General features: G+C 60.5%; 17 protein-coding genes. 12 read left to right on the plus strand and 5 right to left on the minus strand.

What is annotated here, in order from left to right; genetic code table 11:
* Positions 1–53 precede the first annotated feature (53 nt).
* Entirely contained in the window at positions 54–1,295 is a 1,242-nt protein-coding gene (entS, locus tag HMPREF1144_RS14405; RefSeq protein WP_009653199.1) for an enterobactin transporter EntS, read from the plus strand.
* Positions 1,296–1,409: 114 nt separating this feature from the next.
* Here the strand turns inward: entS and fepB are convergent, their stop codons facing one another.
* Positions 1,410–2,369: a Fe2+-enterobactin ABC transporter substrate-binding protein gene (gene fepB / locus HMPREF1144_RS14410; RefSeq protein ID WP_009653192.1), complete on the minus strand. Its 960-nt coding sequence runs from the start codon at positions 2,367–2,369 to the stop codon at positions 1,410–1,412.
* A 311-nt stretch (positions 2,370–2,680) separates the two neighbouring features.
* On the opposite strand from fepB, the gene entC reads away from it, so the two are divergent.
* The 7 genes from entC to HMPREF1144_RS14445 all read left to right on the plus strand — a co-directional run bounded on the left by entC (position 2,681) and on the right by HMPREF1144_RS14445 (position 10,166).
* The gene (gene entC / locus HMPREF1144_RS14415) at positions 2,681–3,856 is read left to right on the plus strand and encodes an isochorismate synthase EntC (RefSeq protein WP_009653180.1); all 1,176 of its coding nucleotides are present in this window, start codon (positions 2,681–2,683) and stop codon (positions 3,854–3,856) included.
* A 9-nt stretch (positions 3,857–3,865) separates the two neighbouring features.
* Positions 3,866–5,473, plus strand: a complete 1,608-nt coding sequence (entE, locus tag HMPREF1144_RS14420; protein WP_009653184.1) for a (2,3-dihydroxybenzoyl)adenylate synthase EntE — start codon at positions 3,866–3,868, stop codon at positions 5,471–5,473.
* A gap of 13 nt (positions 5,474–5,486) precedes the next feature.
* Positions 5,487–6,338, plus strand: coding sequence for an isochorismatase (locus tag HMPREF1144_RS14425; protein WP_009653181.1), 852 nt, complete (start codon positions 5,487–5,489; stop codon positions 6,336–6,338).
* Positions 6,338–7,093: a 2,3-dihydro-2,3-dihydroxybenzoate dehydrogenase EntA gene (entA, locus tag HMPREF1144_RS14430; protein ID WP_009653185.1), complete on the plus strand. Its 756-nt coding sequence runs from the start codon at positions 6,338–6,340 to the stop codon at positions 7,091–7,093. Before HMPREF1144_RS14425 ends, entA begins: the two co-directional genes overlap by 1 nt.
* A complete protein-coding gene (gene entH, locus HMPREF1144_RS14435) occupies positions 7,094–7,507 on the plus strand; it encodes a proofreading thioesterase EntH (RefSeq protein WP_004848685.1) in 414 nt (137 codons plus the stop codon).
* A gap of 300 nt (positions 7,508–7,807) precedes the next feature.
* Positions 7,808–9,913 (plus strand): pyruvate/proton symporter CstA, encoded by a 2,106-nt coding sequence (gene cstA, locus HMPREF1144_RS14440; RefSeq protein WP_004135432.1) that lies wholly within the window; start codon positions 7,808–7,810, stop codon positions 9,911–9,913.
* A 55-nt stretch (positions 9,914–9,968) separates the two neighbouring features.
* Complete coding sequence (locus HMPREF1144_RS14445) at positions 9,969–10,166, plus strand: YbdD/YjiX family protein (protein ID WP_004130340.1); 198 nt, start codon at positions 9,969–9,971, stop codon at positions 10,164–10,166.
* Here HMPREF1144_RS14445 and HMPREF1144_RS14450 read toward each other — a convergent pair.
* The 3 genes from HMPREF1144_RS14450 to HMPREF1144_RS14460 form a co-directional block, all read right to left on the minus strand.
* Entirely contained in the window at positions 10,163–10,567 is a 405-nt protein-coding gene (locus tag HMPREF1144_RS14450; RefSeq protein WP_004848690.1) for a helix-turn-helix domain-containing protein, read from the minus strand. The two genes, HMPREF1144_RS14445 and HMPREF1144_RS14450, sit on opposite strands and share 4 nt — an antisense overlap.
* The gene (locus HMPREF1144_RS14455) at positions 10,548–10,850 is read right to left on the minus strand and encodes a type II toxin-antitoxin system RelE family toxin (protein WP_009653182.1); all 303 of its coding nucleotides are present in this window, start codon (positions 10,848–10,850) and stop codon (positions 10,548–10,550) included. The genes HMPREF1144_RS14450 and HMPREF1144_RS14455 overlap by 20 nt, the downstream gene beginning before the upstream one ends.
* Positions 10,851–11,031: 181 nt before the next feature.
* Entirely contained in the window at positions 11,032–12,120 is a 1,089-nt protein-coding gene (locus tag HMPREF1144_RS14460; RefSeq protein ID WP_004848694.1) for an oxidoreductase, read from the minus strand.
* A 160-nt stretch (positions 12,121–12,280) separates the two neighbouring features.
* Here HMPREF1144_RS14460 and HMPREF1144_RS14465 point away from each other — a divergent pair, with 160 nt between their 5' ends.
* From HMPREF1144_RS14465 to HMPREF1144_RS14480, 4 genes are all read left to right on the plus strand, one after another.
* Positions 12,281–13,783 carry a sugar ABC transporter ATP-binding protein gene (locus HMPREF1144_RS14465; RefSeq protein ID WP_042927792.1) on the plus strand — a complete coding sequence of 501 codons (1,503 nt, stop codon included), beginning with the start codon at positions 12,281–12,283 and terminating at the stop codon, positions 13,781–13,783.
* A complete protein-coding gene (locus HMPREF1144_RS14470) occupies positions 13,780–14,778 on the plus strand; it encodes an ABC transporter permease (RefSeq protein WP_009653187.1) in 999 nt (332 codons plus the stop codon). Before HMPREF1144_RS14465 ends, HMPREF1144_RS14470 begins: the two co-directional genes overlap by 4 nt.
* Positions 14,779–14,922: 144 nt before the next feature.
* Positions 14,923–15,987: a sugar ABC transporter substrate-binding protein gene (locus tag HMPREF1144_RS14475; protein ID WP_009653178.1), complete on the plus strand. Its 1,065-nt coding sequence runs from the start codon at positions 14,923–14,925 to the stop codon at positions 15,985–15,987.
* Positions 15,984–17,225 (plus strand): LVIVD repeat-containing protein, encoded by a 1,242-nt coding sequence (locus HMPREF1144_RS14480; RefSeq protein ID WP_009653174.1) that lies wholly within the window; start codon positions 15,984–15,986, stop codon positions 17,223–17,225. The genes HMPREF1144_RS14475 and HMPREF1144_RS14480 overlap by 4 nt, the downstream gene beginning before the upstream one ends.
* A gap of 126 nt (positions 17,226–17,351) precedes the next feature.
* On the opposite strand, the gene mtnK is transcribed toward HMPREF1144_RS14480, so the two are convergent.
* Positions 17,352–18,551, minus strand: a complete 1,200-nt coding sequence (gene mtnK, locus HMPREF1144_RS14485) for an S-methyl-5-thioribose kinase (RefSeq protein WP_004848705.1) — start codon at positions 18,549–18,551, stop codon at positions 17,352–17,354.
* Between the last annotated feature and the right edge of the window lie 5 nt (positions 18,552–18,556).

An 18,556-nucleotide genomic window follows, 5' to 3' on the forward strand; every position in this document is an offset into this window, starting at 1 on the left:
GTTAGCATGTGCACCCATAAAAATGGTATGGAAAATAATAACAAGGCGCTGTCATGAACCGACAATCCTGGCTGCTGAATCTCAGTTTGCTGAAAACCCACCCGGCCTTTCGCGCCGTCTTTATCGCCCGCTTTATCTCGATCCTGTCGCTTGGCCTGCTGGGCGTGGCGATCCCGGTACAAATCCAGCTGATGACCCATTCCACCTGGCAAGTGGGGCTGTCGGTGACCTTGACCGGCGCTTCAATGTTTGTCGGTCTGATGATCGGCGGCGTGCTTGCCGACCGCTATGAGCGTAAACGTCTGATCTTGCTGGCGCGCGGCACCTGCGGGATAGGCTTCGTCGGCCTGTGTCTCAACGCCATGCTGCCGGAGCCGTCGCTCATCGCCATCTATCTGTTGGGGATCTGGGACGGCCTGTTCGCCTCAATCGGCGTGACCGCGCTGCTGGCGGCGACTCCGGCGCTGGTGGGCCGGGAAAACCTGTTGCAGGCCGGGGCGATCACTATGCTGACGGTGCGGCTGGGCTCGGTGATTTCGCCGATGATCGGCGGCCTGCTGCTGGCAACCGGCGGCGTGGCCTGGAACTATGGCCTGGCGGCGGCGGGAACCTTTATCACCACGTTGACCCTGCTGCGTTTACCGCTGCTGGCGCCGCCGCCGCAGCCGCGCGAGCACCCGCTGAAATCGCTGAACGCGGGGCTGAAGTTTCTGTTTAACAGCCCGCTTATCGGCGGCATTGCGCTGCTTGGCGGCCTGCTGACCATGGCCAGCGCGGTACGCGTGCTCTATCCGGCGCTGGCCGGGAGCTGGCAGATGTCGACATCGCAGATTGGCCTGCTGTACGCCGCGATCCCTCTGGGCGCGGCGCTCGGTGCATTGACCAGCGGACAGCTGGCGCAGACGGCGAGGCCCGGCGTGCTGATGCTGGCGACCACCGTTGGCTCCTTTGTGGCGATTGCGCTGTTCAGCCTGATGCCGGTGTGGGAGCTGGGCGCGCTGTGTCTGGCGCTGTTTGGCTGGCTGAGCGCGATAAGCTCGCTGCTGCAATATACGCTGATTCAGACCCAGACCCCGGAAAATATGCTTGGGCGCATCAACGGTCTGTGGACCGCGCAGAACGTGACCGGCGATGCGATAGGCGCGGCGCTGCTCGGTGGACTGGGCGCGATCCTGACGCCGGCCGCTTCGGCGAGCGCCAGCGGCTGGGCGCTGGTGATTGTAGGCGCAGTGCTGGTGGGGCTGCTACGCGAGCTGCGCCGCTTTCAGCGCCCGGAGACGGCGAGCGAAAATTAATTCAGCCGGGTTTTCCCGGAGGCGATGCTGCGCATCTGTCCGGGCTACGCGTCCCCAGCGGTCTGCGGTCCTGTAGCCCGGGCAAGGCGCATCGCGCCGCCCCGGGAGATCGGCTTACGCAAAGAGCGCCGCTAAGCGCTGCAGCACCAGTACGGCGCTGTAGTAATCCAGGCGGAAGGTTTCCGTCCCCAGCGGATAAACGCGTTTGCCTTCAACGGCGGGCAGATGCGCCAGCAGCGGGTTGGCGTTAATCGCGTCGGCGTCCTTTTGGTCGCCGGCAAACAGGAACAGGCTCTGGCCGTTAAGCCCGGCGGCCAGATTCTCCCCACCCAGCTGCACGATATCATGCCGTTTTCCCTGGCTCTGGCTGGCATGCAGCCCGCCGGGCAGGTCGGCGAGGGTAAAGCCCAGCTGCTCGAGCAGCTGTCCCTGAGCGGATTCTTTGGTCCAGATATTGGCGCTATGGGCCGCGGCGGTGTAGACCAGCGCGGTGACCGGCTGCGGCGGCAGCTTCATTTTCTCTTTCAGCGCCGCCAGCTTTTTATCAAACTCCGTGATTCTCTCCGCCGCCTGTTTTTCGTGGCCGGTAATCTCCCCCAGTTGGGTCAGCAGGGCCTGCCAGCTTTTATCATCGTAGTTAATGATAAGCGTCGGGGCGATGGTGGAAAGCTGGTCGTAGAGCATCATCGCCGAATCGCCGCCGGTGGCGCTAATCAGAATGAGATCCGGCATTTGCGCGGCGACGGCCTCAGCGCTCGGTTCGCCAATATAGAGGCGCGACAGCTTGCGCGCTTTCGCCACATCGCTCCACTGGCGTAAAAATCCCTGACCGTCGGCGACGCGGTTATTGGGCGTCGTGGCCCCGCTGGCCACCACCGGCGCGTCAATCGCCAGCAGCGAGCCGGTCAGCGTCACGCTGGTGGAAACAATGCGCAGCGGCTGGCTTTCCAGCGTATGGGATCCCCGGCTGTCGGTTATCTGGCGCGGCCAGTCTGCCGCCAGCGCTGAGCTAATTCCGAAAATCGCCAGGCCGCTGGCGAGGAGGGTACGGCGGCAAAAGGTGGAGAAATTCACGTATTCGCATCCTGGTTAAGTAGTGATAAATGCTTCTCATTTTCAGCTTTGCGCCGCGTGGATGCAAGTCTATGCCCTAATAATTCGAGTTGCAGGAAGGCGGCAAGTGAACGAATCCCGATGAGCTTACTGTAGTAAGTGATTCGGGTGAGCGAACACAGCCAACACACCTGCAACTTGAAGTATGACGGGTATAAGTCGCACAACATGCTACCTGTACGGTTGACATAGCGCGCAATACCTTTTAGGTTAGCCAACCAAAATATAAATGATAATTATTCGTAATATCTTTATCGTTTTTGGAGGATGATATGGAAACGTCTTTGGCTGAGGAAGTTCGGGAGAAAAAAATGACCCTGCCGCCGGAAAGCTTCTTCTTTATGTCGCCGTACCGCAGTTTCACCACCGCGGGCTGCTTTAGCCGATTCTCTCATCCCGCCGCCGACGGCGATGATCCGAATGGAGAGTTTCAGCAAAAAATGGCCGCTGCTTTTAAAGCGGCGCGAACTGCCGGGATCGCCAGACCTGTGATGGTCGGCGCCATTCCGTTCGATACCAGCGAGCCCTCCGAGCTGTTTATCCCCGCGAGCTGGACAGCATTATCCCGCACTGAAAAGCAGCACTCCGCGCGCTATGCGTCGGGGCAAAATCCGATGGATGTCGTGCAGCGCCGGGAGATCCCTGAGCAAGACACCTTTATGGCGATGGTGGCGCGCGCGGCGGCTCTCACCGCGACGCCGGAAGTGGACAAGGTGGTCCTGTCGCGCCTGATTGATATCACCACCCGCGAACGGGTCGATAGCGGGGCGCTGCTCGAGCGCCTGATCGCCCAGAACCCGGCCAGCTTTAACTTCCATGTGCCGCTGTCAGACGGCGGCGTGCTGCTGGGCGCAAGCCCAGAGCTGCTGCTGCGTAAAGAAGGCGCGCATTTCAGTTCTCTTCCGCTGGCCGGTTCCGCCCGCCGCCAGCCGGACGATGTGCTGGATCGTGAAGCAGGGCACAGGCTGCTGGCGTCGGAAAAAGACCGCCATGAACATGAGCTGGTGACTCAGGCGATGAAGGCCGTATTAGCGCCGCGCAGCAGCGAACTCTCTCTGCCGGACACGCCCCAACTGATCACGACGCCGACCCTGTGGCATCTGGCGACGCAGATTCAGGGCACCGCGCTGGCAAACGAGAATGCCATGTCGCTGGCCTGCCTGCTGCATCCGACGCCGGCGCTGAGCGGTTTCCCGCATCAGGCGGCGAAACGCCTGATCGGCGAACTGGAGCCGTTCGACCGCCAGCTATTCGGCGGCATTGTCGGCTGGTGTGATGATGAAGGCAACGGCGAGTGGGTAGTGACCATCCGCTGCGCGCGCCTGCAGCAGCGCACCCTGCGGCTATTTGCCGGCGCAGGTATCGTTCCTGCCTCTTCGCCGTTGGGCGAATGGCGCGAAACCGGCGTCAAACTGACCACCATGCTGAACGTATTCGGCTTGCAATAAGGGACGATGATGATCGAATTTACCCGCTGGCCGGAAGCGTTCGCGGCCCGCTATCGGCAAAAAGGTTACTGGCAGGATCTGCCGTTAACCCATCTGATTACCCGTCATGCGGAAAACGACGCCCCGGCGATTATCGACGGCGACAAAAGCTACAGCTATCGTGAATTCAACCGCCTGGTGGATAACCTCGCTTCCTCGCTGCAGCGTCTTGGCCTGAAGCGCGGCGAAACGGCGCTGGTGCAGCTGGGCAACGTCGCGGAATTCTATATTACCTTTTTCGCGCTGCTACGCATTGGCGTGGCGCCGGTCAACGCGCTGTTCAGCCACCAGCGTAGCGAGCTGAACGCCTACGCCGCGCAAATTGAACCCGCCTTACTGATTGCCGACCGCGCACATGCGCTGTTTGCCGATGATGATTTTCTTAACGCTTTTGTTACGCAGCATCCGTCGGTACGCGTGGCGCTGCTGCTGAACGACGACGGCGAGCAGAGCCTGACGGCGGCCATCGAGCGCGCTGACGATAGTTTCGTTGCGCATCCGACGCCTGCCGACGAAGTGGCTTTTTTCCAGCTTTCCGGCGGCAGTACCGGGACGCCGAAGCTCATCCCACGTACGCATAACGACTACGACTACAGCATTCGCCGCAGCAACGAGCTGTGCGGCGTGAGCGCCGAAACGCGCTACCTGAACGCGCTTCCCGCCGCCCACAACTACGCGATGAGCTCGCCGGGTTCATTAGGCGTGTTCCATGCCGGCGGTGTGGTGGTGTTAGCACACGACCCGAGCGCGACCCTCTGCTTCCCGCTGATCGAAAAGCACCAGATCAACCTGACCTCGCTGGTTCCCCCCGCGGTCAGCCTGTGGCTACAGGAGATCCATCACGCCGGCAGCAATGCTCAGCTGCAATCGCTGCGGCTGTTGCAGGTGGGCGGAGCGCGCCTGTCAGCGACCCTCGCCGCGCGCATTCCGGCGGAAATCGGCTGTCAGCTCCAGCAGGTCTTCGGCATGGCGGAGGGGCTGGTGAACTATACCCGCCTCAACGACAGCCCCGAGCGCATTATCAATACCCAGGGCTGCCCGATGTGTCCTGATGACGAAGTTTGGGTGGCCGATGCGCAGGGTAATCCGCTGCCGCGCGGCGAAGTCGGACGCCTGATGACCCGCGGGCCTTACACCTTCCGCGGGTACTACAAGAGCCCGCAGCATAATGCCGAAGCCTTTGATGCCGAGGGCTTCTACTGTTCGGGCGATCTGATTTCGATCGATGAAGAGGGCTACATCACCGTGCAGGGGCGGGAAAAAGATCAGATCAACCGCGGCGGCGAGAAGATCGCGGCGGAAGAGATCGAAAACCTGCTGCTGCGCCATCCGGCGGCGATCCACGCGGCGCTGGTCAGCATGGAAGATAGCCTGCTCGGTGAAAAAAGCTGTGCGTATCTGGTAGTGAAAGAGCCTCTGCGCGCGGTGGCGGTGCGCCGTTTCCTGCGTGAACAAGGAGTCGCAGAATTTAAACTGCCGGACCGCGTGGAGTGCGTTGATGCGCTGCCGCTGACGCCGGTGGGCAAAGTCGATAAAAAACAATTACGTCAGTGGCTGGCTGAACGCAAGCTGGGCTGAAGGAGAAGACAGAATGGCAATCCCCAAATTACAGGCTTACGCGCTGCCGGAAGCCAGCGATATCCCGGCGAACAAAGTGAACTGGGCATTTGAGCCGTCCCGTGCCGCGCTGTTGATCCACGATATGCAGGAGTATTTCCTCAACTTCTGGGGCGAAAACAGCGCGATGATGGAGAGAGTGGTGGCCAACATCGCCGCCCTGCGCGAGTTCTGCAAACAGAACCATATTCCGGTCTTTTACACCGCTCAGCCGAAAGAGCAGAGCGACGAAGACCGCGCGCTGCTGAACGATATGTGGGGACCGGGCCTGACCCGTTCGCCGGAACAGCAGCAGGTGATTGCCGCGCTTGCGCCGGACGACAGCGACACCGTGCTGGTGAAGTGGCGCTACAGCGCGTTTCATCTCTCGCCGCTGGAGGAGAAGCTGAAAGAGGCGGGGCGCGATCAGCTGATCATCACCGGCGTTTACGCCCATATCGGCTGTATGACCACTGCGACTGACGCGTTTATGCGCGATATTAAGCCGTTTTTCGTTGCCGATGCGCTGGCCGATTTCAGCCGTGAAGAGCATCTGATGGCGCTCAACTACGTGGCGGGCCGCTCCGGTCGCGTGGTGATGACCGAAGAGCTGCTGCCGCTGCCGGCGTCAAAAGCGGCGCTGCGCGCGCTGGTGCTGCCGCTGCTGGATGAAACCGACGAGCCGATGGACGATGAAAACCTGATCGACTACGGCCTCGACTCGGTGCGTATGATGGCGCTTGCCGCGCGCTGGCGTAAAGCGCACGGCGATATCGACTTCGTGGTGCTGGCGAAAAACCCGACCATTGATGCCTGGTGGGCCCTGCTGTCCCGCGAGGTGAAATAATGAACGGACTCAATTTTCACGGCCGGACCGTGTGGATCACCGGCGCGGGCAAGGGGATCGGCTACGCTACCGCCCTGGCGTTCGTTGAGGCCGGCGCGCAGGTAACCGGCTTTGATCTGGCGTTCGACGGCGAAAGCTATCCGTTCGCCACCGAGACGCTGGACGTTGCCGACGCGCAGCAGGTGGCGCAGACGTGCGGCCGCCTGCTGGCAGGGATCGCGCGGCTGGATGTGTTGGTCAATGCCGCCGGTATTTTGCGGATGGGGGCGACCGATGCGCTGAGCCAGGAAGACTGGCAGCAGACCTTTGCCGTTAACGTTGGCGGGGCGTTTAACCTGTTCCAGCAGACGATGGCGCAGTTCCGCCGCCAAAAAGGCGGGGCGATTGTGACCGTGGCGTCCGACGCTGCGCATACCCCGCGCATTGGCATGAGCGCCTACGGCGCATCAAAGGCGGCGCTGAAGAGCCTGGCGCTGACCGTTGGCCTTGAGCTGGCGGGCAGCGGGGTACGCTGTAATCTGGTTTCTCCTGGCTCGACCGACACCGATATGCAGCGGACGCTGTGGGTGAGCGATGACGCTGAGCAGCAGCGCATTCGCGGCTTCGGCGAGCAGTTTAAGCTGGGCATTCCGCTGGGCAAAATCGCCCGCCCGCAGGAGATTGCCAATACCATTCTGTTCCTCGCCTCCGACCACGCCAGCCATATCACGCTGCAGGATATCGTGGTGGACGGCGGCTCGACGCTGGGGGCATAAATGGCCTGGAAACGTCAGCTGACGCTGGATGAACTCAACGCGACCAGCGTCAATACGATGGTGGCGCATCTGGGCATCGTTTATACCCGGCTTGAGGAGGGCGTGCTGGAAGCGGAAATGCCGGTCGACGCGCGAACCCACCAGCCGTTCGGGCTGCTGCACGGCGGCGCCTCCGCGGCGCTGGCGGAAACCCTCGGTTCAATGGCCGGATGGCTGATGACCGAAGAGGGGCAGTGCGTAGTGGGCACCGAGCTCAACGCCACCCACCACCGGGCGGTCTCCAGCGGCAAAGTCCGCGGCGAATGCCGGGCGCTGCACCTGGGGCGTCAGGGCCAGAGCTGGGAAATTGCGGTGTTCGACGAGCGGGGACGACGCTGCTGCACCTGCCGTCTGGGCACGGCGGTCCTCGGATGAGGCATAGCCTGTTCCCGGGTCGCGCTGCGCTTACCTGGACTACGGGTTCATCATCGTCTGCGGGCCGGTAGCCCGGACAGGCGCGTCAAGCGCCGCCTCCGGGGAAGCAGGATGCGATGCAGTGACAGATTATCCCTCCCCGTTTTCATCCATTTTCCTGCCAGAAGTGATCTCGCTTGCAATGTGAGATAAATCCTTGCCGTCAGGCGACATCCGCAACGTTTCAAAGTTGTTAAAATTCACATTATGTTCTAGAAACAACTTGTAACATCCTGATTACCCTACCTGTGGAACACAATGATGAATAATTCAGGGAAATACCTCATCTGGACACTGCTCTCCGTTATCGGAGCCTTTGCCCTGGGCTATATCGCGCTAAACCGGGGTGAACAGATCAACGCGCTGTGGATTGTCGTCGCGGCAGTCTGCGTCTATCTGATCGCCTATCGCTTTTACGGCCTCTATATCGCTAAAAACGTGCTGGCGGTTGACCCGACGCGCATGACTCCGGCGGTGCGTCACAATGACGGCCTCGACTACGTTCCAACCGACAAGAAAGTGCTGTTCGGTCACCATTTTGCGGCCATTGCCGGCGCGGGGCCGCTGGTTGGTCCTGTGCTGGCGGCGCAGATGGGCTATCTGCCGGGAATGATCTGGATCCTCGCGGGCGTGGTGCTGGCCGGAGCGGTACAGGACTTTATGGTGCTGTTTGTCTCCACCCGTCGCGACGGACGTTCGCTCGGCGAGCTGGTGAAAGAGGAGATGGGCCCGACCGCCGGCGTGCTGGCGCTGGTGGCCTGCTTTATGATCATGGTGATTATCCTCGCGGTACTGGCGATGATCGTGGTGAAAGCGCTGACCCACAGCCCGTGGGGGACTTACACCGTAGCCTTTACCATCCCGCTGGCGATTTTCATGGGGATCTATATTCGCTATCTGCGCCCCGGGCGTATTGGCGAGGTGTCGGTGATTGGCCTGGTGATGCTGGTGTTCGCCATCATTTCCGGCGGCTGGGTGGCGGAAAGCCCGACCTGGGCGCCGTGGTTTGACTACACCGGCGTACAGCTCACCTGGATTCTGGTGGGTTACGGGTTTATCGCCGCGGTGCTGCCGGTCTGGCTGCTGCTGGCGCCGCGCGACTACCTCTCCACCTTCCTGAAAATCGGCACCATTGTCGGTCTGGCGATTGGTATTCTGATTATGCGCCCGACGCTGACGATGCCGGCGCTGACCAAATTTATTGATGGCACCGGCCCGGTATGGAGCGGCAGCCTGTTCCCGTTCCTGTTTATCACCATCGCCTGCGGCGCGGTTTCCGGCTTCCATGCCCTGATTGCCTCCGGCACGACGCCGAAAATGCTGGCTAATGAAGGCCAGGCCTGCTTTATCGGCTACGGCGGCATGCTGATGGAGTCCTTCGTGGCGATTATGGCGCTGGTGGCGGCCTGTATTATCGACCCGGGCGTCTATTTCGCGATGAACAGCCCGATGGCTGTGCTGGCCCCGGCGGGCGTGACCGATGTGGTGGCGTCGGCGGCGCAGGTGGTGAGCAGCTGGGGCTTTACCGTGACGCCGGATACCCTTAACCAGATCGCTCACGAAGTGGGAGAGCAGTCGATTATCTCCCGCGCGGGCGGCGCGCCGACGCTGGCGGTGGGCATGGCTTATATTCTGCACGGTTCGCTGGGCGGCCTGATGGACGTCTCCTTCTGGTATCACTTCGCGATTCTGTTCGAGGCGCTGTTTATCCTGACCGCGGTGGATGCCGGCACGCGCGCGGCGCGCTTTATGCTGCAGGATCTGCTCGGGGTGATTAGCCCGGGTCTGAAGCAAACCAGCTCGCTGCCGGCGAACCTTCTCGCCACGGCGCTGTGCGTGCTGGCGTGGGGCTACTTCCTGCATCAGGGCGTGGTTGACCCGCTTGGCGGCATCAACACGCTGTGGCCGCTGTTTGGTATTGCCAACCAGATGCTGGCGGGGATGGCGCTGATGCTCTGCGCGGTGGTACTGTTTAAGATGAAGCGCCAGCGCTATGCCTGGGTCGCGCTGCTGCCGACCTCCTGGCTGCTGATCTGTACCCTGACCGCGGGCTGGCAGAAGTCGTTCAGCACCGATACCAAAGTGGGCTTCCTGGCGATTGCCAACAAGTTCCAGGCGATGATTGACAGCGGCAATATTCCGCCGCAGTACACCGAGTCGCAGCTGGCGCAGCTGGTGTTTAACAACCGTCTGGATGCCGGGCTGACCATCTTCTTTATGGTGGTGGTGGTCGTGCTGGCGCTGTTCTCGATTAAGACCGCGCTGGCGGCGCTGAAAGAGGACAAACCGACGGCGAAAGAGACCCCTTACCAGGCGATGCCTGCTGATGCTGATAGCCTGGTGACCCAGGCGAAACGCGCCCACTAAGCCATGACGTTATCGCCCTCCTTTGCGAGAAGGGGGGCGATGATGGGAGTTGAAAATGTTTGATACCCTTTCGAAAGCCGGAAAATATTTAGGCCAGGCGGCGAAAATGATGATCGGCGTCCCGGATTACGACAACTACGTGGAGCACATCCGCGCGACCCACCCGGAACAAACGCCGATGACCTATGAAGAGTTTTTTCGCGAGCGTCAGGACGCGCGCTACGGCGGTAAAGGCGGCGCGAAGTGCTGTTAACCCTCTTTTGGCAGATACAGGCTGATCTGCTCCTGGGTGCAGCCGTATATTGCCGCCAGCTTTTCGCGGGTGCGCTTTTGCGGGCGGGAGTCGATAGCTTCTAGCTGGGATACCGCCGACTGGCTAATCCCGAGCTTATTGGCCACCTCCTGCTGCGACAGGCCGCGTAAAATGCGCCAGGCCGCCTGCAGGCTGACTTTCTCACGATGCATGATGTCGCAAACGCTGTCAGGCAATGGAATATCGTCGTATTCATCAGATTCGTAGGGAACGTCTTCCCACTCCTCCTCTTTTTCATCATCGTATTCCGCCATTTTCAGGCGCATCTGGAAGTATTCGTTATAGGGGATCACCACATACTGTGGATTGCCCTCGTCATCCTTAATGAGTTGCACTGCCATAAAGCGTTGCCTCCTCGTGAAGATAGGTTGTTGAGGTTCTGCGTTTTATTGCTACGACATAGCAGCTTTCAGGTACCCCCTCAAACTGTGTGAAGATGATTCGATAATCACCGACACGCAATTGATAATGATCTTCGGATCCCGACTGCTTGAGTTTTTTAATGTCCGGAGCCGGCGCATTTTTATCATCCATGGTGCGTAGCTTTTCTTTGATTCTCTCCTGATAGCGGGAATCTATTGCGGCGAGCTGTTTTTCTGCGCTTTTTGACCAAAAAACGATCATCCTGACCTCCACTTTAAGTCAAAGCTCACCATAAGTAAATAATAAGATTATAAGTAAATTTAAATTATCTTATAGCAGACGATAATGCAGCTTTTATGCGGAATAAAGACAGAAACATCAGCTTTGCGAGGCGGCTCGAAAGCGCCTCCGCCGGGCGGCAGAGGCGAATAAAACGGGGGGATTAACCGGCGAAACGTTCGACCTTCTCAAACGCCGCGCGCAGGGTTTCGGCGGTCAGTTCAACCGGCAGAAAATGGATGGACTCCACCGGGCGCAGGGTATGGGCAATCACCCGATCCAGCTGTTCGCGGTTGTTGATGTCCACCTCCAGCGCCGCCAGCGTAGTCGGCAGATTAAAGCGCCGGTACGCCTGCACCAGCTGCGCCAGCACGTCGTCCTGGCCGAGCAGGGCGCTCTGGACCAGAATGCCGTAGGCGACTTTGGTCCCGTGGAGATACTTCTCGGTCTGCGGCAGTACCGTCAGCCCGTTGTGCACCGCGTGGGCGGCGGCGACGCGGGTATAGCGCTCGCCCAGCCCGCCGACCATACCGCCGCCGGCGATAACCGCATCCACGACGTCGCGGAAAGCCTGGGTCAGCTCGCCGCGCTGCTGGTCGGCCAGCGCGGTTTCGCTGCTTTCCAGCAGCACATCGCGGATCGCCAGCGCGCCGTTGATGCCAAGGCGCACGGTGAGCGGCAGCGTCTCCGGCTGCGGGGCCAGCACCACCGCTTCATACCATTTCGCCAGCGTATCGCCGATGCCCGCCAGCAGATATTCCGCCGGCGCGTTAAGAATAATGCGCGGCTCCACCAGCACCAGGAAGTTGGCGTCGTCGAAAATCTCAAACTGCAGCGCCTGACCGGCATCGTTATACCACACCGACAGCGGCGTCCACGCCGCGCAGGTGGCGGCGATGGTGGGGATGGCTACCACCGGCAGGCCGAGGCGGCGGGCCAGCGCCTTCGCGGTATCGAGCAGCGCGCCGCCGCCCATGCCAATCACCACCGACCGATTGTCGCCGGATGCGCGGGCCAGCTCGCTGACGTCGCTTTCGCTGCAGTGGCCTTTAAATAATATTTTTTTGGCGCCAGGCGCGTTAAACGCTGCCGGCAGGAAAGCCTGCGCGCCCGCGATAGCCCGCTCGCCGTAAACCCACACCGCGCGTGAAAGCTGTTCTTCGCTGTAAAAATCCTGCAGCCGGGCAAGGCTGCCGGGATGGGAATAGTAGTTGGCGGGGCCGGGGACCACGCGGATATCGCTGTGACTCATCAATGCTGTCCTTGTGCTGTTTCGCTAACCCGATGTTATGTCTGGACATCCGGATGGCTAATATTATTTCGCTTTATCTTATGCCTTTTATGCATTTGTCAGTCAAGGAGAGCTATGAAAAATTCGTTAAATCAGAACATTAATCGACAGGGTGCAGGGGATGACCGGCAATCGCCTTGAGATGCAAAATATTAGCCTGGCCTTTTCCGGCTTTCGGGCGCTCAGCAACGTGGCTTTCACCCTGACGGGGGGATCGGTGCATGCGCTGACCGGCGCCAACGGCGCGGGTAAGTCCACGCTCATGGCGGTGCTGTGCGGCACGCACGCCCATTACGAAGGCGAGGTGGTGATTAACAACCAGCCGGTAAGCATTCGCTCGCCGCGCGATGCCAAACAGCTGGGGATCCATCTGGTGCAGCAGGAGGTTGACGTCGCGCTGGTCCCGGGCCTGAGCATCGCGGAAAACATCATGCTCGACAGGCTGGCGGAGCCGGGGATCGCCTTCCGCTGGGGGCGGCTGCGCCAGCTGGCGCGCGAGGCGCTGGCCCAGCTTGACGTCAGCCTCGACGTACGCCGCTCCATCGACAGCTGTACGCTGGCGGAAAAACAGCAAATTCTGCTGGCCCGCGCGCTGTCGCATCACTGCCGCTTTCTTATCCTCGATGAACCGACCGCGCCGCTGGACCAAAACGAAAGCGAGCGCCTGTTTGCGGTGGTTCGCCGTCTGCAGCGCCAGGGCATTGGTATCGTGTTTATCTCGCACCGCATTCATGAATTAAAAGCGGTCTGCGACACCCTGACGGTGCTGCGCGACGGCCGGCTGATTGAGAGCGGGCCGATGGCCGACCTGAGCGGCGAGCAGATCGTCGAGAAGATGCTCGGGCATGAGCTGAGCGATATCTTTCCGCCGAAGCGGCCGCCGCATAGCGATGAGGTGCTGCTACAGGTTGAAGGGCTGCACGACGAAGGGCTGCTGCAGGATATCTCGTTGCGTCTGCGCAAGGGGGAGATTCTGGGGATCGCCGGGCTGGCGGGTGCCGGGAAAACCGAGCTGTGCAAGGCGCTGTTTGGCGCCAGCAAAAGCCGTTTGACCCGCGGCGAACTGAACAGCCAGCCGTGGCGACCGCGCGACCCGGCGGACTCGGTGGCGCGCGGTCTGGCGCTGGTGCCGGAAGAGCGGCGCAAAGAGGGCATTTTTATCGAAGAACCGGTGGCGATGAACCTGGCGGTCAGCGCCGATAGCAGCTTCTCCCGCTGGAGCCTGTTTGGCCATCGTCAGGCCTGGCGCTGGGCGGAAGAGGTGATCGCCCGGGTGGGCATTCGGACATCGGGTCCGGCGCAAACCCTGCGCCGGCTCTCCGGCGGCAATCAGCAAAAAGTGGCGATAGGCAAATGGCTGCGCGGCAACGCCAACGTCCTGATTTTCGATGAGCCGACCAAAGGGGTCGACGTCAAAGCCAAAACGGACCTCTTCAACGCGATCGACGGCCTGGCGCGGGAAGGTAAAGGGGTGATTTACGCCTCGGGCGAGTTCGCCGAACTGGTCGGCCTGTGCGATCGCATCTGCGTGCTGTGGGACGGACGCATCGTGGCGGAAATTCCGGGCGCAGAGGCCCGGGAAGAGAACATTCTTTATTACTCCACCGGAGGAGGAGCAGCGTGAGTAAGGCCCTGGCAGTTAACGTGACGGTATCGGGCCGTCAGCGATTTTTCGATTTTCTCTACAAATGGGGCATGTTGCTGACCGTCGTCCTGCTGATTGCCGTTTTTGGCCTGGCGTCGGACAACTTCCTCGACCCGTTTAACATCATCAACATCCTGCGTTCCATCGCCATCGTGACGGTGATCGCCATCGGCGTATCGATATCGCTGACCATCGGCGGCTTCGATTTGTCCGTGGGCTCCACCGCCTCGCTGGCCAATGCGCTGGTGATTTCGCTGTTTGTCTGGCACGGCTTCGGCACCACCGAGGCGATCCTTATCACCCTCGCGCTCTGTACCTTAGTGGGGCTGTTTAACGCATTTCTTATCGTGATCCTGCGTATTCCCGATATGCTGGCGACGCTTGCCAGCCTGTTCGTGATTCAGGGCGTGGCGATGACCTACAGCTACGGCGGGTCGATCACCGAAAACATGGTGCTGCCGAGCGGCGATATGGCGGAAGGGGTGATTCCGGCGGCGTTCGGTTCGCTGGGGCAGGTGCCAACGATAGTGATCATTATGCTGGTGGTGACCGTTATCGCTCAGCTGGCGCTCTCTTTTACCACCCACGGACGGCGGATGTACGCCATCGGCGGCAACCCGGAAGCGGCGCGCCTCTCCGGCCTGCGCATCACCCGTTACAAAGTGGCGGCGTACGTCATCGCCTCTCTGCTGGCGGGCCTCGGCGGCATTCTGCTGGCGTCGCGCATCGGCTCATCGCAGGTGAACGCCGGCGGTGGATACCTGATGGATGCGGTGGCGGCGGCGTGGATTGGCTTCTCGCTGGCCGGTTCCGGTAAGCCGAACGCGCTCGGTACGCTGGTGGGGGCGGTCATTTTAGGCGTGCTCTCCAATGGCCTGGTGATGCTCTCGGTGCCCTATTACGCGATGGACATTATTAAAGGGCTGGTGCTGGCTGGCGCGCTCGCACTGACTTATTTTCAGCGCCGTACCTAAAATTTTACCCGTCATTCTTCAAATTGCAGGTGTGTTGGCTGCGTTCACTCACCCGAATCACTTACTTATGTAAGCTCATCGGGATTCGTTTACTTGCCGCCGTCCTGCAATTCGGATTATTTAGGGTAACAAAAAGGAAACACTATGAAAAAGATAACATTTTCACTCATCGCACTGGGGTTGTTCAACGCCACGGCGGCCTTCGCTGAAACCCCGACGCCGCTTCCGGCGGCGATTGCCGAACACAGTGGGCCGATTCGCATCGCGGTGATCCGTAACCTGGGCTCGGACGATAACACCACCCAGTTTGTCTCCGGAGCGATCCAGGAGGGGAAAAAGCTCGGCTTTAAAATCAGTACCTTCCTCAGCAACGGTGATGACGCCAAATTCCAGGACTTCGTTAACCAGGCGATTAGCCAGAAATACGACGGCATTATCCTTTCTCAGGGGCGCGACCCCTACGCCACCGCGCTGGTGAAAAAAGCGGTGGACGCCGGGATCAAAGTCTCGGTTTTCGATACCGCGGTAAACGGCCAGATCCCGGGCGTCACCGTCACCCAGCAGGATGACGCTTCGCTGACCGAGCTTTCCTTTGGCCAGCTGGTGAAAGATTTCAACGGCAAAGCCAATATCGTCAAACTGTGGGTCGCGGGTTTCCCGCCGATGGAGCGCCGCCAGGCGGCCTACCAGACGCTGCTTAAACAAAACCCCGGCATCAAAGAGCTGGAATCCATCGGCGCGGTCTCTTCCGACGTACAGGGCGATACCGCCAACAAGGTCGGCGCGATCCTGGCGAAATACCCGAAAGGTAAAATTGATGCCATCTGGGGAACCTGGGATGCGTTCAGCCAGGGCGCCTATAAAGCGCTGAAAGAGAACGGCCGCACCGAGATCAAACTCTACAGCATCGACATTTCCAACCAGGATCTGCAGCTGATGCGCGAATCCGGCAGCCCGTGGAAGGTGAGCGTAGCGGTGGATCCGAAGCTTATCGGCGCCACCAACGTGCGCCTGATCGCCAATAAGATTGCCGGGGAACCGACGCCTGCGACCTACGACTTTAAGGCGGCGGCGATCCCGCAGGCGCTGCTGGCGGCGCAGCCGGGGGCGGTTAACGTCGCCTCGCTGGGTAAAATTATCCCGGGCTGGGGCCAGACTGAAGACTTTATCGCCCCGTGGTTCGCTACCCTGGAAGCGAAAAACAAATGAGTGTTTTGCCAACAGCAGAATACAGCCGCAATATGCGGCTGATCGGGCATAGCGATCAGGGAGGACGCCCGGACGGCGTTCAGCTGATGGTCCATCGTGGTTTTGCCTATATCGGCCATATGGTCTCGCAGGGCTTTTCCGTGGTGGACGTGCGCGACCCTAAACATCCGCAAACGGTCAATTACATCGCCGCGCCGCCCGGTACCTGGAACGTCCATTTACAGGCGCACGACGATCTGCTGCTGGTGATCAACGCCCGGGATCTGTTCGCCGATGCCCGCTTCGCCGACGAAAAGGTTTACTACACCCGTTCGGTGGGCGAGACGGTCAGCGACGTACGGGATAGGGGCTGGAGCGCCGGGCTGCGGATTTTTGATATTTCCACTCCGGATAAACCGCGAGAGATCGCCTTTCTGTCGCTTAACGGCATCGGTATCCACCGAATCTGGTACGTCGGCGGACGCTGGGCCTACGTTTCCGCGCTGATTGACGGCTTTAGCGACTACATTTTCCTGACTATCGACCTGGCCGACCCGCGCAAGCCGGAGGTCGCCGGGCGCTGGTGGCTGCCGGGGATGAACCAGGCGGCAGGGGAGACCGCGCAGTGGCCGGAAGGCAAGCGCTATGCCCTTCATCATGCGATTATCGCCGGCGACACCGCCTACGGCAGCTGGCGCGACGGCGGCCTGACCCTGCTCGATGTGCAGGACCGCACTCAGCCGAAGCTGATTAGCCACCGTAACTGGAGCCCGCCGTTTGGCGGCGGCACCCACACCGCGCTGCCGCTCCCGGATCGGGATCTGCTGGTGGTGCTTGATGAGGCGGTGCTGGATAACCAGCAGGATGGCGAGAAGCTGATCTGGCTGTTCGACATTCGCGACCCGACGAATCCGGTGAGTATCGCCACTTTCCCGCAGCCGGACGAAGCTGACTACGTGGCGAAAGGGGCGCACTTTGGCCCGCATAACCTGCATGAGAATCGTCCCGGCAGCTTTGTCAGCTCAACGCTGATTTTCGCCACTTATCAGAACGCGGGCGTGCGGGCTTACGATATATCTAACCCTTATCGACCGGTGGAAACCGGCGCGCTGGTGCCCGCCGCGCCGGCGAAAATGATGGATACCCGCCCCGGTCGCCCGCGGGTGATCCAGTCCTGCGACGTCTTCGTCGACGCACAGGGAATTATTTACAGCACCGATTATAACGGCGGGCTGTCGGTTATTGAGTATCTGGGGTAAGGGATTGTGGGTATTGCCTTCCCGGGTCGCGGCGTAAACGCCTTACCCGGGCTACAGGACCACAGACGGTGGTGAACCCGTAGCCCGGCTAAGCGCAGCGCGAGCCGGGAAAGGCTGGACGGAGATTCAACCGTACTGGCGAATTCGCGCAATCAGCTCTTCGACATTGTTGAGACGGTCGGCAATGAGAATAAGCGCTTTACCCAGCGTGATGGCGTGGCGCAGGCATTCATGGCGCATGGCTTCGTCCTGGATAGTATCAATATCCGCCACGTGCGAGAGTCCGACGCTGCGGCGAATCAGCTCGGTGCCGCAGAAGCCCACCGCGTCGGCCCACACTTTCTGCAGGAACGCGGAGGCATAGCCGGGCCAGGCCAGCGCGGCGTCGCGGGATCTCTCCGCCGCCAGCGCCTGAAAACGCTCGGCAAAGGTGTTCCAGAACTGCTGGATATCGCTGAGGCGCTGTTCGCGAGCGGCGGCGGCATCGCGAATGCCCAGATGCCCCGGCAGACCGCAATAGTTGAGCAGCAGGTTGCCGATGGCGGTGCCGATATCGAAGCCTATTGGGCCGAAAAAGCCGAACTCGGCGTCGATGGCCTTAAAGCTGCCTTCGGCGACGAAAATCGAGCCGCTGTGGATATCGCCGTGCAGCAGGGCTTCGGCATGGGAGAAGAAGCGATGCTTGAGCGCGGCCACCGCCAGCTTCAACTGGGCATCGTCGCGCAGGGCGGCGACATCGGCTTCCAGCGCGGCTGGATAGCTGTTGCGCTCGTGAACCTGATACGGGTCGTTAAAGAACAGATCCTCGGTGATTTCGCACATCTCGGGATTAATAAATTGCGCCACCTGGGCCTTTTTCTCGTGAGGATGCAGATAAAAGTCGCTGGTGTGGAACAGCGCCTGGGCCAGGTATTCCCCCAGCTGGCTGGCGGCCTGGGGGTAGTAAACGTTATTGATCAGCTCCCCGCGCCAGATGCGGTGATCGGAGAGATCTTCCATCACCATCACCGCCAGCTCGGGATCGAAATGCACAATCCGCACCGTGTGCTGCGGACAGTGCTGATAGTGAGCCACCAGGGTTTGTGCTTCAAGACGCGCGCGGTCAAGGGTCAGCGGCCAGGATTCTCCCACGCAGCGCACGTAGGGCAGCGCCTGCTTAACGATAATCCGGCTCACGCCCTCGGTATCGAAAATTTTAAACACCAGGTTGAGGTTACCATCGCCCACTTCCTGCGCGGACACCAGTTCTGACGGGTTTTCGATACCGCCAAATTGTTGGGCATAAGCCACCGCATCGCTGGCCGTGAAAGTATGGTATTGCGACATTGCCT

It is taken from the genome of Klebsiella sp. OBRC7 (genome assembly GCF_000293135.1).
Taxonomy (GTDB): domain Bacteria; phylum Pseudomonadota; class Gammaproteobacteria; order Enterobacterales; family Enterobacteriaceae; genus Klebsiella; species Klebsiella michiganensis.

Coding starts and splice junctions, on each gene's coding strand:
- entS (WP_009653199.1), top strand. CDS start 54: ATGAACCGACAATCCTGGCTGCTGAATCTCAGTTTGCTGAAAACCCAC.
- entC (WP_009653180.1), top strand. CDS start 2,681: ATGGAAACGTCTTTGGCTGAGGAAGTTCGGGAGAAAAAAATGACCCTG.
- HMPREF1144_RS14445 (WP_004130340.1), top strand. CDS start 9,969: ATGTTTGATACCCTTTCGAAAGCCGGAAAATATTTAGGCCAGGCGGCG.
- mtnK (WP_004848705.1), bottom strand. CDS start 18,551: ATGTCGCAATACCATACTTTCACGGCCAGCGATGCGGTGGCTTATGCC.
- cstA (WP_004135432.1), top strand. CDS start 7,808: ATGAATAATTCAGGGAAATACCTCATCTGGACACTGCTCTCCGTTATC.
- HMPREF1144_RS14460 (WP_004848694.1), bottom strand. CDS start 12,120: ATGAGTCACAGCGATATCCGCGTGGTCCCCGGCCCCGCCAACTACTAT.
- HMPREF1144_RS14455 (WP_009653182.1), bottom strand. CDS start 10,850: ATGATCGTTTTTTGGTCAAAAAGCGCAGAAAAACAGCTCGCCGCAATA.
- HMPREF1144_RS14450 (WP_004848690.1), bottom strand. CDS start 10,567: ATGGCAGTGCAACTCATTAAGGATGACGAGGGCAATCCACAGTATGTG.
- HMPREF1144_RS14425 (WP_009653181.1), top strand. CDS start 5,487: ATGGCAATCCCCAAATTACAGGCTTACGCGCTGCCGGAAGCCAGCGAT.
- HMPREF1144_RS14480 (WP_009653174.1), top strand. CDS start 15,984: ATGAGTGTTTTGCCAACAGCAGAATACAGCCGCAATATGCGGCTGATC.
- entH (WP_004848685.1), top strand. CDS start 7,094: ATGGCCTGGAAACGTCAGCTGACGCTGGATGAACTCAACGCGACCAGC.
- HMPREF1144_RS14465 (WP_042927792.1), top strand. CDS start 12,281: ATGACCGGCAATCGCCTTGAGATGCAAAATATTAGCCTGGCCTTTTCC.
- entA (WP_009653185.1), top strand. CDS start 6,338: ATGAACGGACTCAATTTTCACGGCCGGACCGTGTGGATCACCGGCGCG.
- HMPREF1144_RS14475 (WP_009653178.1), top strand. CDS start 14,923: ATGAAAAAGATAACATTTTCACTCATCGCACTGGGGTTGTTCAACGCC.
- entE (WP_009653184.1), top strand. CDS start 3,866: ATGATCGAATTTACCCGCTGGCCGGAAGCGTTCGCGGCCCGCTATCGG.